The organism is Roseibium sp. ROS1 (assembly GCF_054658215.1).
In genome coordinates, this window is the sequence record NZ_BAAGIG010000001.1 from 162,335 (window position 1) to 175,505 (window position 13,171).

Here is a 13,171-nt window from a genome sequence, read left to right on the forward strand (position 1 = left end):
CTATTTCAGTCGTTGGATGGCGTTTCGGCGACGGCGGCAGTGCGCTCGGCGCGGAAGGCGGTGAGGGCGGTGTCGATTGCCGGATCATGCAGGGCCAGGACGGCAGCGGCCAGCAGAGCGGCGTTGGTGGCACCCGCCTTGCCGATGGCAAGCGTGCCGACCGGAATGCCGGCGGGCATCTGCACGATGGACAGGAGACTGTCCTCGCCGGAAAGCGCCTTGCTTTCGACCGGAACACCGAAGACGGGCAGCGGCGTCAGGGCCGCAGTCATGCCTGGAAGATGGGCTGCACCGCCTGCGCCTGCGATGATGATCTTGAAGCCTTCGGCCTTTGCGCTCTTGGCGAAGTCGTACATCCGGTCCGGCGTGCGGTGGGCGGAGACGATGCGTGCCTCGTAGCTGACGCCGAGCTGCTCCAGCGTGTCGGCGGCGTGTTTCATTGTCGGCCAGTCCGACTGACTTCCCATGATGATGGCGACATCCGCTTTGGCCATAAAATGCTCCAGTTTCCGGCGGGCTCAGAAGAGCCGCGGAGTATAGGCAGCGCGCCGCGCATCGCAAGCGCGAATCGGCAGATTTCGTGTCGGAAATTCACATTCGGGGTGCATGGTGCCGATGCGGGAAACCCGGTGGCAGGCAAGCTCAGGCGATGATGTCCGGGAACAGCTGATCCTCAAGTGCCGTGATCCGGTCCTTGATCATCAGTTTCTTCTTCTTCAGCCGCTGCAGCTGCAAGGCATCTTGGTTCGAAGTTGAGGCGAGTGCCTCGACGGCCGCATCAAGATCTCTGTGTTCCTGGCGAAGCTGCGCCAGTTGCAAACGCAACGCATCACTATCCATCTGCGCCATCTATGTCCCCCAAACAGGAGATAAGTCCTAATCCATTTTGCCGATGACGGGCAAGATATCATCTTAGGCCAGCCGGTGGCCGGTTTTCAAAAGTCCCTTGCTTTCGTCACGCGAACCGGGGTGCAGGTCACGATTTCGTATGTTGAAAACTTGTGAACTGGCAAATCTTTCAAGGGTAATTTTCGTGAGTTTTAAGTGTCTTAATTGGGGCCGCTTCTTCAGGGTTTCCTAAGGATAGCAGCGAGAATGCATAATTTGACGGCGAAACGCTCAAGCTATGCGCAAAGAACAATCGACAACGCCGGAATTCCTGTGGCACGATGAAAATGTTGAGCCAACAGACAGGAGGTTATCCATGTCAATGCAGTCGCATCTCGCAGAACTTGAGCGCCGTCACGCGGAAATGGAACGCAAGATTGAAGACGCTCAGTTACATCCGAGTACAGACTCCCTGCAATTGGCTGACATGAAGCGTCAAAAGCTCAAGATCAAGGATGAGATTACGCGAATACGGGAAAAGGAAACGCTCCATTAGAGGGCAGTTCCACTGAGATTGAACGCCGCGCATTGCGCGGCGTTTTTGTTTTCAGCCCCTAGAGCGCCTTTGCCTGCTCGCGCAGGGCGAATTTCTGGATTTTGCCTGTCGAGGTCTTGGGCAATTCGCAGAAGACAATAGTCTTCGGGGCCTTGAAGCTGGCAAGGTGCTGCCTGCAGAAGGCAATCAGGTCGGCCTCGCTAACCGTTGAGCCGTCCTTCAGCTCGACAAAGGCACAAGGGGTTTCGCCCCATTTCTCGTCCGGCTTTGCCACCACTGCGGCGGCCTGCACGTCGGCGTGCTTGTAGAGTACTTCTTCCACTTCGATGGAGGAGATGTTCTCGCCGCCGGAGATGATGATGTCCTTGGACCGGTCCTTCAGCTGGACATAGCCGTCGGGGTGCAGGACGCCGAGGTCTCCGGAATGGAACCAGCCGCCCTTGAAGGCCTTCTCGGTCGCTTCCGGGTTTTTCAAATAGCCCTTCATCACGACATTGCCGCGGAACATGACCTCGCCAAGGGTCTCGCCATCGGCAGGCACCGGCTCCAGCGTTTCCGGGTCGAGCACCGTCAGACCTTCCAGCGCGACATAGCGTACGCCCTGGCGTGCCTTTTTCTGTGCCTGTTCGGCAAGCGGCAGGTCGTTCCATTCGACCTTCCAGTCGTTGACGACCGCCGGGCCGTAGACTTCCGTAAGGCCATAGAGATGGGTGACGTTGAAACCGGCGGTCTTCATGGCTGCGAGCACGCTTTCCGGCGGCGGGGCGGCGGCTGTGAAGAATTCCACTTCGCGGTCAAGATCGCGCTTGTGCTCGGGCGCTGCGTTGAGGAGCGTCGACATGATGATCGGCGCGCCGCACAGGTGGGTGACGCCTTCATCGGCAATCAGGTCCCACATGGTTTGCGGGCGGACCCAGCGCAGACAGACATGGGTTCCGGCGACAAGCGACAGAGACCAGGGAAAGCACCAGCCGTTGCAGTGGAACATCGGCAGGGTCCAGAGGTAGACCGGGTGCTTGGCCATGGAGGCGGTAATCACATTCGCCTGGGCCAGCAGATAGGCGCCGCGGTGGTGGTAGACCACGCCCTTCGGATTGCCCGTGGTGCCGGAGGTGTAGTTGAGCGCGATCGCATCCCATTCGTCATCCGGAAGCGACCAGACAAAGTCCGGCTCGCCCGATTGCACGAATTCCTCATAGTCGAGGCTGCCGAGACGTTCGCCTTCCTGCGGAAATTCGGTGTCGGAAAAGTCGATCACGGTAGGTGTCACTGTCGCAATCGACAGGGCTTCCTTGACGACCGGCGCATATTCACGATCGGTGATCAGCACCTTGCAATCGGCATGGTCGAGCTGGAAGGCAATGATAGCTGCATCAAGGCGTGTGTTCATGGAATGCAGAACCGCACCGGCCATCGGCACCCCGTAGTGGGCTTCCAGCATCGGCGGCACGTTGGACAGCATGACGCTGACCGTATCGTTCTTGCCGATTCCGAGCCGCGTCAATGCGGATCCAAGCTGGCGCGCCCGCCGGTAAAAGGTCCGGTAGTCGGTCCGCTGACGGCCATGGATGATCGCAACCGTGTCTGGAAACACATCCGCCGCCCTTGCCAGGAAGCTCAGCGGACTGAGCGGTGCATAATTGGCGGTGTTCTTGTCGAGACCCCGAGCGAAGGGGTTGACGCTGGCATCCATGACCATCCTCCCTGAAGCATCCCGCCAACAGATGGGAACGGGATGCCAAAAACGTCTTGAGACCACTCTGGTGCCCTCCGCCACATGGGAGGAAGGCACGGTGACCGGTTGATTTTGGCCGTATCAAAACCAGAAACGGTTTGCCGTGCAATTGGTCATTGGCGGGGGTATCCCCTTAGACGATCCACCCCGCGCGCCATGTCAGGCAAGAAGGCCGACAATTCCGTCATAAGTCAGCTTGGCGCCGATCACGCCCATGAAGATATAGATGATGGCGTAGAACATTTCCGCCTTGACGATGCGCACCAGCCAGACGCCGACAAGTGTTGCCACCAGCGCAACTGGAAACAGCGTGACGGAAGTCGACAGGTTGGTGGCGTCGAATTGTCCCAGCAGGAAATAGGGCACCAGCTTGATCGCGTTCACGGTGGCGAAAAAGATGACCGCCGTTCCGGCAAACAGCATGGGCGCCATGCGCAGCGGCAGCATGTACATCTGAAAGGGTGGGCCGCCGGTGTGGCTGATGAAGCTGGTGAAGCCTGCCATCATGCCCCAGAACGTGCCCTTCGGCAGATTGTGACCGCTTGCGGTGGTGATCTTGCGCTGCTTGAAGAGATAATCGGCGACGAACGCCAGGGACATTATGCCGATCAGGAAGATGACGAAGGAGTCGTTGACATAGGCGGCCGTGGCCCAGCCGATGCCAATGCCCATCACGGCCGCGGGCAGCAGAATGCTGAGGGTTTTCCAGTCAGCACGGCCGCGATAGGCAATCAGCGCGACAATGTCCATCACGATCAGGATCGGCAACATGATGCCGGCGGCCTGCAGCGGTGAAATGACGAGCGCCATGATCGGCACTCCAAGCATGGCGAAGGTACCGCCGAACCCGCCCTTGGACAGGCCGACCAGAAAGACCGACGGAATGGCGGCCGCATAGAACCAGGGATCAGTAATTGGGATCATGTGCTGAGAAACGCGAGGAGTAGAACGGACAGGCCCGGCAGACAATCATGCCAGAGTGCTTACGTAAAGTCCCGAAGGCCGAATTGCCTATAAGCGGAGGCTTGCAATTTCGGGTGCCCTTACAGCACTCTAGGCCGCAAAAGCCGGAGCTGTGTCTCCGGGCTTGTGTTTGGGAGGACATTGTCATGGCAAGCCGGTATCACGAGATCTACCAGGGCTGGAAACAGGATCCGCTCGGGTTCTGGAAAGAGGCCGCTGAGGAAATCGACTGGGTCTCGACGGGCGACAAGGTGTTCGATCCCGATCAGGGGCAATATGGCCGCTGGTATCCGGATTGGGAGTGCAACACCTGCTACAACTGCCTGGACCGGCACGTGGAGCGCGGTCGTCCCGGCCAACCGGCACTTATCTACGACAGCCCGATTACCGGACGGACGGCAAGCTACACCTATGCGGAGCTTCTGGAGGAAGTGGAGGCCATGGCCTGCGTGCTGGCCGACCAGGGCCTCGTCAAGGGCGACCGGGCCATCATCTACATGCCGATGATCCCCCAGGCCGTGATGGCGATGCTGGCTTGTGCGCGTCTTGGTGTCATTCATTCCGTCGTCTTCGGCGGGTTCGCCGCAAACGAACTGGCAACGCGAATCGATGATGCGACCCCGAAGGCAATCATCGCAGCGTCCTGCGGCATCGAGCCGGGCCGCGTCATTGCCTACAAGCCCCTGATCGATCAGGCCATCGATATTGCCAGGCACAAGCCGGAAAGCTGCCTCGTCTTCCAGCGCGAGGAACTGACGGCGGACCTGAAAGCGGGCAGGGACCACGATCTCGGAGTTCTTCAGGCAGATGCTGTCGCGGCCGGGCGCAGGATCGCGCCGGTTCCGGTGAAGGCAACCGACCCGCTCTATATTCTCTACACTTCCGGCACGACCGGTCAGCCGAAGGGTGTCGTTCGCGACAACGGCGGCCACATGGTGGCGCTGAAATGGTCGATGCAGAACCTTTACGACATTCAGCCGGGGGAAGTTTTCTGGGCGGCATCAGACGTCGGCTGGGTGGTTGGCCATTCCTACATCTGCTACGCGCCGCTATTGCACGGCTGCACCACGATCGTGTTCGAGGGCAAGCCTGTGGGGACGCCGGATGCGGGAACGTTCTGGCGGGTTATTTCCGACCACAACATCGTGTCGCTGTTCACGGCGCCGACTGCCTTCAGGGCGATTCGCAAGGAAGACCCGAAAGGCGAGCTGATCCAGAAATATGATCTGTCCCAGTTCCGGTCCCTGTTTCTGGCGGGAGAGCGTGCGGACCCTGAAACGGTCAACTGGGCCATCGACCAATTGCAGGTGCCGGTGATCGACCACTGGTGGCAGACGGAAACCGGCTGGTGCATCGTCGGCAATCCGGTTGGTCTCGGCCAGTTGCCGGTCAAGCCGGGGTCTCCCACCGTGCCGATGCCCGGCTACGACGTCCAGGTGCTGGACGATGCCGGCCATCCGCTGGGCGCCAATACGCTTGGCAACATCGTGGTGCAACTGCCGCTGCCGCCGGGTTCATTGCCGACTTTGTGGAATGCGGACAAGCGATTCTTCGATGCCTATCTCGCCGAGTTCCCCGGTTACTACAAGACGGCGGATGCCGGGATCATTGATGATGACGGGTATCTGTCGATCATGGCGCGGACCGACGACATCATCAACGTTGCCGGCCACCGACTGTCGACGGGCGGCATGGAAGAGGTGCTGGCCACGCATCCCGATGTTGCCGAATGTGCCGTCATCGGCATTGCAGACAAACTGAAAGGCCAGCTGCCTTGCGGGTTCGTTGTTCTGAAAGCCGGTGTCGACCGGACCCACGACGAGATCGAGAAGGAGCTTATCAAGCTGGTGCGCGACAAGATCGGCCCGGTGGCGGCGTTCAAGATCGCGATCACCGTCGACCGGTTGCCGAAAACGCGTTCCGGCAAGATTCTTCGAGGCACCATGCGCCAGATCGCCGACGGAGAAAGCTGGAAAATGCCGGCCACGATCGACGATCCGGCGATCCTGGACGAGATTACCGAAGCGCTCAAAACACACGGGATTTCTGTCTGAATTGACCAGGTGACGTTGCTGGAGGGCGATAACAGCCATCGACACAGCCGTTTTTGACACTTAATGTCGGGCCGCCGCGAAGCGGCCCGCGCTATTTGCGCATCAGAATTAAACTCAAGCAGCCGTGAGGTTTCCGTGTCTTTGGAGAATAAGGTCGCCATCATTACCGGGGCAGCCCGTGGGATCGGATTTGCAGTCGCCAAGCGCTTTGTCGCCGATGGCGCGAAGGTCGTGATTGCCGATGTGGATGACGAAGCCGGTGAAGCCGCGGCTGAAGATCTGAAATCGCAGGGCGAGGCAATGTACATCCATTGCAACGTCGCTGAACGTCTGGACGTTCGCAATCTGGTTGCCGAAACGCTGAACGCCTATGGCGACATCGATGTGCTGGTCAACAACGCCGGTATCGTGGTCGGCGCGGATTTCCTCGACCTGGAAGAAGAGGATTTCGAGCGCGTCCTGTCGATCAACCTGAAGGGCGCTTTCCTGTGCTCGCAGGCCGTTGCCCGCCACATGGTGGAAAAGGTTCAGAACGGTGGCGAGCCGGGCTGCATCGTCAACATGTCGTCGGTCAACTCGGTGCTCGCGATCCCGAACCAGATCCCCTACTGCGTTTCCAAGGGTGGCATGTCGCAGCTGACCAAGACGACCGCCCTGTCGCTTGCCCAGTACGGTATCCGCGTCAACGCCATCGGGCCGGGCTCGATCATGACCGAGATGCTGGCGTCGGTGAACAGCGATCCGGCGGCGAAGAACCGCATCCTGTCGCGGACGCCGATGCTGCGCGTCGGCGAACCGTCCGAAATCGCCAGCGTCGCCGCGTTCCTGGCGTCCAGCGATGCCAGCTACGTCACCGGTCAGACGATCTTCGCCGACGGTGGCCGCATGCCGCTCAACTATACGGTCGCGGTTCCCGACGACGCGTGATTTGACATCGGCATTCATCAGCCAAGAAGGGCGGCAGTCATGCCGCCCTTTTCACGTATGACGGGCTATGCGGTTTCCGCGTCCAGCTCGGCACCAAACTGCAGCCTAGCAAGCTTGGCATAAAGGCCACCGGCAGCGGTCAGTTCGCCGTGTGTCCCGGTTTCGACAATCCGGCCGTTTTCCATCACCACGATCCTGTCTGCCTTGAGAACCGTCGCCAGCCGGTGCGCGATCACCAGTGTGGTCCTGTTCTCCATCAACCGGTCGAGGGCTTGCTGGACCAGATTTTCGCTTTCCGCATCGAGCGCGCTTGTGGCTTCGTCCAGCAGCAGAACGGGTGCGCGTTTCAGGACGGCACGGGCAATGGCAATGCGCTGGCGCTGGCCGCCGGAAAGGGTTATGCCGCGTTCGCCGACGATGGTGTCGTAGCCGTCCGACATCTTCTCGATGAAGGGGGCCGCAAGCGCTGCTTCCGCGGCGGCGATGACTTCTTCCTGGCTGGCGTCCGGGCGTCCGTAGGCGATGTTCTCCGCAATGCTGGCGCCAAAGATAGCCGTGTCCTGCGGCACCAGTGCGATATGGCGGCGCAGGTCTTCCGGGTCGAGATCCGGCAGGGCAACGCCATTGAGGCGGATGTCACCCGAGACGGGATCGTAGAACCGCATCAGCAGGCTGAAGAGGGTCGACTTGCCTGCGCCGGAAGGTCCGACCACGGCAACTGTTTCGCCCGGCGATATGATGAGGCTGAGGTCGCGGACGACAGGCATTTTCTCCGCGTTGCGATAGGCGAAGGACACATCCTGGAAGACGATCTCGCCGCGTGGCGTCTCGGGCAGGCTGACCGGGTTTTCAGGTGCGGCGATTTCCGGCTGGATTTCCAGAAGTTCCGACAGGCGTTCTGCCGCGCCGGCTGCCTGTGAGAGTTCGCCCCAGACTTCGGAGAGGGCAGCCAGGGATCCGGCCGCCAGAATGGAATAGAGCAGGAACTGGCTGAGTTCACCGCCGGTGATCCTGCCGGAGAAGACGTCGCTCGCACCGATCCAGAGGACGGCGACGATGCTGGCCCCGATCACCATGATGGCAAAGCCGGTCAGCGCAGCGCGGGCGACGATTGCCTGACGGGCAGCCTGGAAGGCGGCATTGACGGCATCTGCATAGCGGCCTGCGCTGCGGCTTTCATGGGTAAAGGCCTGAAGCGTGCGGACCGAGCCCAACATCTCGCTTGCATAGGCTGATGCTTCAGCAAGGGTATCCTGGGCAAAGCGGGACCTTCTGCGCACCTGGCGCCCGAAGCCGAGGATGGGAATGAGAATGACCGGGATAGCTGCCAGGACGATGACGGAAAGCCGTGGACTGGTGACGACCATCATCACGGCAGCGCCCAGGAACATGATCAGGTTGCGCATGGCAAGCGATGCGCTGGAGCCGAAGGCAGCCTTGATCTGGGTGGTGTCGGCCGTCAAACGGGAGAGGATTTCCCCGGATTTGGCGCTGTCGTAAAAGACCGGGCTGAGCCTGGTCATATGAGCAAAGACATCGGAGCGCACATCGGCGACGACCCGTTCGCCAATCCACATGACCAGGAAATAGCGAACGGAACTGGCAGTTGCGAGAGCGCACACCACGCCGATCAGCACGGCGAAATAGGAATTGACCAGCGCGGGGTCATCGGCGCCGAAGCCGAAGTCGATCATCCGGCGGACCGCCGCAGGAAGAACAAGCGTTATGACGGCGGCCGAGAACAGGGCTGCGACTGCCGCTGCAACCATGGTCTTGTGCCGGAAGAGATACGGCAGCAGCCGGGTAAGCGGGCGAAGCGATCTGCGGGACTTTCCGGATGGGGATTGGGTTTCGTTGGCAGGGGCGTCGGCCACTGGGGTCTCCTTGTTGTTCCTTCCCGTCTTAGCATGTTCCGCAGTGCGGACAATGACTTTGGACAAAGCCGCCAAGAGCTTTAAAAGGGCTTTGCCGGAGGAAAGCGGGCCGCGTCGGCGGGGGGGTGAAATCCTTTGCCGGAGATAGCTGGAAATTGCCGGAATTTGCCCCTTGTCTTGGCTCCTTCCATGGGGTATATCCCCGCCTCATGTTTCTGAGGGCGGCGTCCGCAACCGGATCGGCGGCCCCTCATTTCGTTTTGCGTTTGCTTGGCGGCTTTCCCGGAAGGTTGTCACAGGGCGCTTGAAAGGACCGGCCATGAAAGCGGATATTCATCCCGACTACCACACCATCAAGGTCGTCATGACCGATGGCACCGAATACACCACCCGCTCCACTTATGGTGCGGAAGGCGACACCCTGACGCTCGACATCGACCCGACGTCCCACCCGGCATGGACCGGTGGTGACCGTCAGCTGATGGACCGCGGCGGCCGCGTGTCCCGCTTCAAGAACAAGTTCGCTGGCTTCCTGGGCTCCTAAGCTTCAGCCACGACAGTTTCAAACGAAAAACCCGGCCTCTGGCCGGGTTTTTTGTGTTTTGAGGTCCGCAGGAAACGCAGCAAGTACAATGTCACCCAGGGCGAGCACCGCGAGATCCGGGGTTTACCCGTTTCCTGAGAGCTGGCCAGAGAGCTGACCAGAGACCTGGCTAGTGACTTGGCCAGAAAACTGGAGCGTGTTGACCTTCATCAGCAAACCCTGGCGCTTCGGCACTCGGCGTTGAGTATAGGCTTCGGATCTACGCTTCGCTACTCGGGAGGCATCCTGAGGCTTTACTGGGATCCGGCGCAGGCTCACCCAAAACAAAAAGCCGCCTTGCGGCGGCTTTTCGAATTCGAAAGAGGTTGATCGGACTTAGCCGAACTTGCCGAATGCGGCGTGCAGCTTGTTGATCTGGGAAGCGACCGGATTGTCGTTCGTGGCTTCCTCGACCTGCTCTGCGTCCTTGCGGTACAGCATCTTGTCGAGGTGGACGACGCGTTCCTGCAGCCGGGAAGAGCGGTCGACCAGCTCGCGCAACGTTTCCGGCAGATCAGTCCAGGTTGGGCCGCCCGCAGCTGTGGACAGCTTGTCGAGGCGAACCTTGTTCTTCTCACTGCCGGCCTGCTCACGGGACATCTCGCCCTCGTTGACCGCACGCTGCAGCAGCAGCCAGGAGGCCAGCTGCATGAGCCGGGTGGTCAGACGCATGGACTCCGTCGCGTAGGCGAGGGAGGCAGGACGCGGAAGCTGCTTGGCTTCTTCGCGGCCGTTGCCGTCCAGGTACATTGCGGTTTCCTCGACCAGCGACATGCCTTCCTGAAACAGGCTCTGGAAGCTGTCGGAGCTGGCAAGGTGATGCGCGATATGAACTGCGCTTCCTGTGTCACCGGCTTTTTTGATGTCGTCCGTCATAGGATTGCTAAGCCTCAATTACTCTTCCGGTTATCCTGCCATCTCTTCTTGGTCTGTCCCGGGATATGACATCCCGTTTCAGGTGTTCCTTTTTGGAACGATGCAGGTCTTCATGGCCTGTATCCAGCAAAGCGCGTGCCAAACGGACAAGTAAACGGCCATTAACCAGAACATTGACAAGATACTATGAGGCGTTGGCAAAAAAAAGAGCCGCTTGGTTGCGGCTCTGAGTCTTTAACAGGGAGGCGTCAAACAGAGTGGACAGGAGCCACTCACATCCAGATGACTGGATAGCTATGTTTATATTTTAGAAAGATTAATAAGAGGTAAACGAGTAAATTTTTACCTATCAGCTTTACTGTAAGTGCGTGTCAAAAAAGGACATAAACTCAAGTTCTGTAATAATTTACAGGGTCACTTCTGGAAAATTGAGTTGGCTGCATCGCGAATAGTGCCGCGTTGCTCAAGCTCCTTCTGGGTACGGTTAATTTCACCCTTCAGAGCTTCGATCCGGTCCTGCAGCTCCGCCTCGGAAAGACGAGACAGTTCTTCCCTTACGGTAACTGCGCCAAGTGGTGATTTTTTGGGGACATCTTCATCAAACAGGTTCATCGGTTTCCTCCTCTGCGGTCCCAGATCGGGGTCCGGCCGCGTTTCCGACCGTTATTTAACCCGAGCCCGGGCGGGTTGCCTCGCCGGGCTGTTTTCCTGCAAATAGACAGACGCTCGATTTACCATATGCCAGGCACAGTTGGCCTAGCCAGTCCCAAAATGAACCAAAAAGGAAACGCCTCTATGCAGAATCTGCCGGATCGCATGACCGCCGTTGCCATTTCAGAGCCCGGAGGACCGGAGGTTCTGCGCGTTGAAGAGCGGTCCATTCCCGAATTGGGACAAGGTGAGATCCTGATCAAGGTGGCGGCTGCCGGTGTCAACCGGCCGGATGTCCTGCAGCGCAAGGGAGCCTATCCGCCGCCGAAGGGCGCGTCCGACCTGCCGGGGCTAGAAGTCTCTGGCGAAGTGGTGGCTCTGGGCGAGGGATCAAGTCGGCACAAGATCGGTGACAAGGTAACGGCGCTCGCCCCTGGCGGCGGCTATGCGACCTACTGCAAGGTGCCGGAGGGACATGCCCTGCCGGTTCCCAAGGGGCTTTCCATGGTGGAGGCCGCAGCCGTTCCGGAAACCTTCTTCACTGTCTGGACCAATGTGTTCGATCGCTGCGGCCTGAAAAGCGGAGAGCGCTTCCTGGTGCATGGCGGCACTTCGGGTATCGGCACAACGGCAATCCAGCTCGCGAAGGCTTTCGGCGCCGAAGTCTTCACTACCGTCGGGTCTGCGGAAAAGGCCGAAGCGGTGAAAAAGCTCGGCGCGGACCACGCCATCAACTACCGTGAAGCGGAGTTCGAAAAGGTGATCCTGGAGATTACGGGCGGCGAAGGGGTGGACGTGATCCTGGACATGGTCGGTGGTGACTATGTTGAACGGAACTGGAAAGCGGCAGCGGTGGAAGGGCGTATCTGCCAGATCGCGACGCTGAACGGCATTGCGGAGAACGTCAATTTCTCTCGCCTGATGGTCAAGCGCCTGACCCATACGGGGTCGACGCTGCGTCCTCGCAGCGATGCGTTCAAGACGGCAATTGCCGAAAGCCTGAAAGAGAAGGTCTGGCCGCTGCTCGAATCGGGCAAAGTCGCACCCGTGATGGATTCCACCTACCCCTTGGCCGAGGCCGCGGAAGCCCATCGGCGCATGGAAGGCTCTGGCCATATTGGAAAAATCGTCCTGACGGTGGATGTCTGATGCCGGATGGAAACCTGCAACTGCGCGATTGTTACGCGAGTATTTGCGTTTCCGTGTTTTTCGACATATATTCCGGCCACTTTCCAGGAAACTGATCAAGGAACACCGCTTTTTCGCCCTGCCGGGCGAGGGAGCAGACGAGAGGAATTTATCTGATGGCGAACACGCCGCTTATGCCGAAGGCAACCGCCGTCTGGCTCGTGGACAATACCGCGCTGAGTTTCACTCAGATCGCCTCCTTCTGCAAACTGCACCCGCTTGAAGTGAAGGCAATTGCCGATGGCGAAGCCGCACAGGGGATCAAGGGCCTTGATCCGATCCTGACCGGCCAGCTCTCCCGTGAAGAAGTCGAAAAGGCTCAGAGAGATCCGAACTATCAGCTGAAGCTTCAGGGTTCGAAGGTGGTCGTGCCTGAATCCAAGCGCAAGGGACCGCGTTACACGCCGGTGTCCCGTCGTCAGGACCGTCCGAATGCGATCCTGTGGCTGGTGCGCAACCATCCGGAACTGAAGGATGCGCAGATCATGCGCCTTGTCGGCACCACCAAGCCGACCATTGCCGCAATCCGCGACCGGACCCACTGGAACTCTGCCAACCTGACGCCGTCCGACCCGGTTACCCTGGGCTTGTGCAGCCAGCTTGAGCTGGACATGGAAGTCGAAAAGGCAGCGAAGAATGCTCCGCTGCCGATGGCAGGCGAAGTGAACGAGACCCTGATGTCCGTCGAAGACAGCACCAGCGAAGACGCTATCGCAGCTGCTTTCTCGCTCGATCCGTCCAAGCCGATCCAGCGCGAGGAAGAAGAGGAAATCGACGCCGATGCCGTGTTCGCCAAACTGAACTCGCTGAAGAGCGAAACTCAGGACGAAGACGAAGAAGACGACGAAAACCGCTGATCGCTTCCCGCTTTCTGCAAATTCTGGAGCCGCCGGCTGAGTTCAGCCGGCGGTTTTTGTTTGACCTTCCAGACGCATG

General features: G+C 59.4%; 13 protein-coding genes. 6 read left to right on the top strand and 7 right to left on the bottom strand.

Annotated features, from left to right (window positions below):
• Nucleotides 1-5 precede the first annotated feature (5 nt).
• Nucleotides 6-494 (bottom strand): 5-(carboxyamino)imidazole ribonucleotide mutase, encoded by a 489-nt coding sequence (gene purE / locus ACYQ6M_RS00700; RefSeq protein WP_460071569.1) that lies wholly within the window; start codon nt 492-494, stop codon nt 6-8.
• A 148-nt stretch (nt 495-642) separates the two neighbouring features.
• Nucleotides 643-849 carry a YdcH family protein gene (locus ACYQ6M_RS00705; RefSeq protein WP_023003497.1) on the bottom strand — a complete coding sequence of 69 codons (207 nt, stop codon included), beginning with the start codon at nt 847-849 and terminating at the stop codon, nt 643-645.
• 355 nt (nt 850-1,204) lie between these two features.
• On the opposite strand from ACYQ6M_RS00705, the gene ACYQ6M_RS00710 reads away from it, so the two are divergent.
• A complete protein-coding gene (locus tag ACYQ6M_RS00710) occupies nt 1,205-1,384 on the top strand; it encodes a YdcH family protein (protein ID WP_031270536.1) in 180 nt (59 codons plus the stop codon).
• 58 nt (nt 1,385-1,442) lie between these two features.
• On the opposite strand, the gene ACYQ6M_RS00715 is transcribed toward ACYQ6M_RS00710, so the two are convergent.
• Together ACYQ6M_RS00715 and ACYQ6M_RS00720 are read right to left on the bottom strand one after the other, a co-directional pair.
• On the bottom strand, nt 1,443-3,083 hold the full coding sequence (locus ACYQ6M_RS00715; RefSeq protein ID WP_460071572.1) for an acyl-CoA synthetase: 1,641 nt from the start codon (nt 3,081-3,083) through the stop codon (nt 1,443-1,445).
• Nucleotides 3,084-3,278: 195 nt separating this feature from the next.
• Complete coding sequence (locus ACYQ6M_RS00720) at nt 3,279-4,043, bottom strand: sulfite exporter TauE/SafE family protein (RefSeq protein ID WP_023003494.1); 765 nt, start codon at nt 4,041-4,043, stop codon at nt 3,279-3,281.
• A 185-nt stretch (nt 4,044-4,228) separates the two neighbouring features.
• Here ACYQ6M_RS00720 and ACYQ6M_RS00725 point away from each other — a divergent pair, with 185 nt between their 5' ends.
• Nucleotides 4,229-6,136: a propionyl-CoA synthetase gene (locus tag ACYQ6M_RS00725; RefSeq protein ID WP_460071574.1), complete on the top strand. Its 1,908-nt coding sequence runs from the start codon at nt 4,229-4,231 to the stop codon at nt 6,134-6,136.
• Nucleotides 6,137-6,271: 135 nt separating this feature from the next.
• A complete protein-coding gene (locus tag ACYQ6M_RS00730; protein ID WP_055661189.1) occupies nt 6,272-7,063 on the top strand; it encodes an SDR family NAD(P)-dependent oxidoreductase in 792 nt (263 codons plus the stop codon).
• Between the two features lie 65 nt (nt 7,064-7,128).
• On the opposite strand, the gene ACYQ6M_RS00735 is transcribed toward ACYQ6M_RS00730, so the two are convergent.
• The gene (locus ACYQ6M_RS00735) at nt 7,129-8,937 is read right to left on the bottom strand and encodes an ABC transporter transmembrane domain-containing protein (protein ID WP_460071577.1); all 1,809 of its coding nucleotides are present in this window, start codon (nt 8,935-8,937) and stop codon (nt 7,129-7,131) included.
• Nucleotides 8,938-9,256: 319 nt separating this feature from the next.
• Here ACYQ6M_RS00735 and rpmE point away from each other — a divergent pair, with 319 nt between their 5' ends.
• The gene (gene rpmE / locus ACYQ6M_RS00740; RefSeq protein ID WP_006932159.1) at nt 9,257-9,481 is read left to right on the top strand and encodes a 50S ribosomal protein L31; all 225 of its coding nucleotides are present in this window, start codon (nt 9,257-9,259) and stop codon (nt 9,479-9,481) included.
• Nucleotides 9,482-9,856: 375 nt separating this feature from the next.
• Here the strand turns inward: rpmE and rcdA are convergent, their stop codons facing one another.
• The gene (gene rcdA / locus ACYQ6M_RS00745; RefSeq protein ID WP_023003489.1) at nt 9,857-10,396 is read right to left on the bottom strand and encodes a protease adaptor protein RcdA; all 540 of its coding nucleotides are present in this window, start codon (nt 10,394-10,396) and stop codon (nt 9,857-9,859) included.
• A 414-nt stretch (nt 10,397-10,810) separates the two neighbouring features.
• A complete protein-coding gene (locus ACYQ6M_RS00750; protein WP_460071580.1) occupies nt 10,811-11,008 on the bottom strand; it encodes a DUF1192 domain-containing protein in 198 nt (65 codons plus the stop codon).
• A 183-nt stretch (nt 11,009-11,191) separates the two neighbouring features.
• On the opposite strand from ACYQ6M_RS00750, the gene ACYQ6M_RS00755 reads away from it, so the two are divergent.
• Nucleotides 11,192-12,196, top strand: a complete 1,005-nt coding sequence (locus tag ACYQ6M_RS00755) for an NAD(P)H-quinone oxidoreductase (protein ID WP_460071582.1) — start codon at nt 11,192-11,194, stop codon at nt 12,194-12,196.
• Between the two features lie 155 nt (nt 12,197-12,351).
• Nucleotides 12,352-13,092: a DUF1013 domain-containing protein gene (locus ACYQ6M_RS00760; protein WP_055661191.1), complete on the top strand. Its 741-nt coding sequence runs from the start codon at nt 12,352-12,354 to the stop codon at nt 13,090-13,092.
• Nucleotides 13,093-13,171: the final 79 nt, after the last annotated feature.

Bases quoted from the DNA above. Each gene is read 5' to 3' on its own strand.
- rpmE (WP_006932159.1), top strand. From the start codon at position 9,257: ATGAAAGCGGATATTCATCCCGACTACCACACCATCAAGGTCGTCATG.
- ACYQ6M_RS00710 (WP_031270536.1), top strand. From the start codon at position 1,205: ATGTCAATGCAGTCGCATCTCGCAGAACTTGAGCGCCGTCACGCGGAA.
- ACYQ6M_RS00715 (WP_460071572.1), bottom strand. From the start codon at position 3,083: ATGGTCATGGATGCCAGCGTCAACCCCTTCGCTCGGGGTCTCGACAAG.
- ACYQ6M_RS00755 (WP_460071582.1), top strand. From the start codon at position 11,192: ATGCAGAATCTGCCGGATCGCATGACCGCCGTTGCCATTTCAGAGCCC.
- ACYQ6M_RS00705 (WP_023003497.1), bottom strand. From the start codon at position 849: ATGGCGCAGATGGATAGTGATGCGTTGCGTTTGCAACTGGCGCAGCTT.
- ACYQ6M_RS00750 (WP_460071580.1), bottom strand. From the start codon at position 11,008: ATGAACCTGTTTGATGAAGATGTCCCCAAAAAATCACCACTTGGCGCA.
- ACYQ6M_RS00720 (WP_023003494.1), bottom strand. From the start codon at position 4,043: ATGATCCCAATTACTGATCCCTGGTTCTATGCGGCCGCCATTCCGTCG.
- rcdA (WP_023003489.1), bottom strand. From the start codon at position 10,396: ATGACGGACGACATCAAAAAAGCCGGTGACACAGGAAGCGCAGTTCAT.
- ACYQ6M_RS00725 (WP_460071574.1), top strand. From the start codon at position 4,229: ATGGCAAGCCGGTATCACGAGATCTACCAGGGCTGGAAACAGGATCCG.
- purE (WP_460071569.1), bottom strand. From the start codon at position 494: ATGGCCAAAGCGGATGTCGCCATCATCATGGGAAGTCAGTCGGACTGG.
- ACYQ6M_RS00760 (WP_055661191.1), top strand. From the start codon at position 12,352: ATGGCGAACACGCCGCTTATGCCGAAGGCAACCGCCGTCTGGCTCGTG.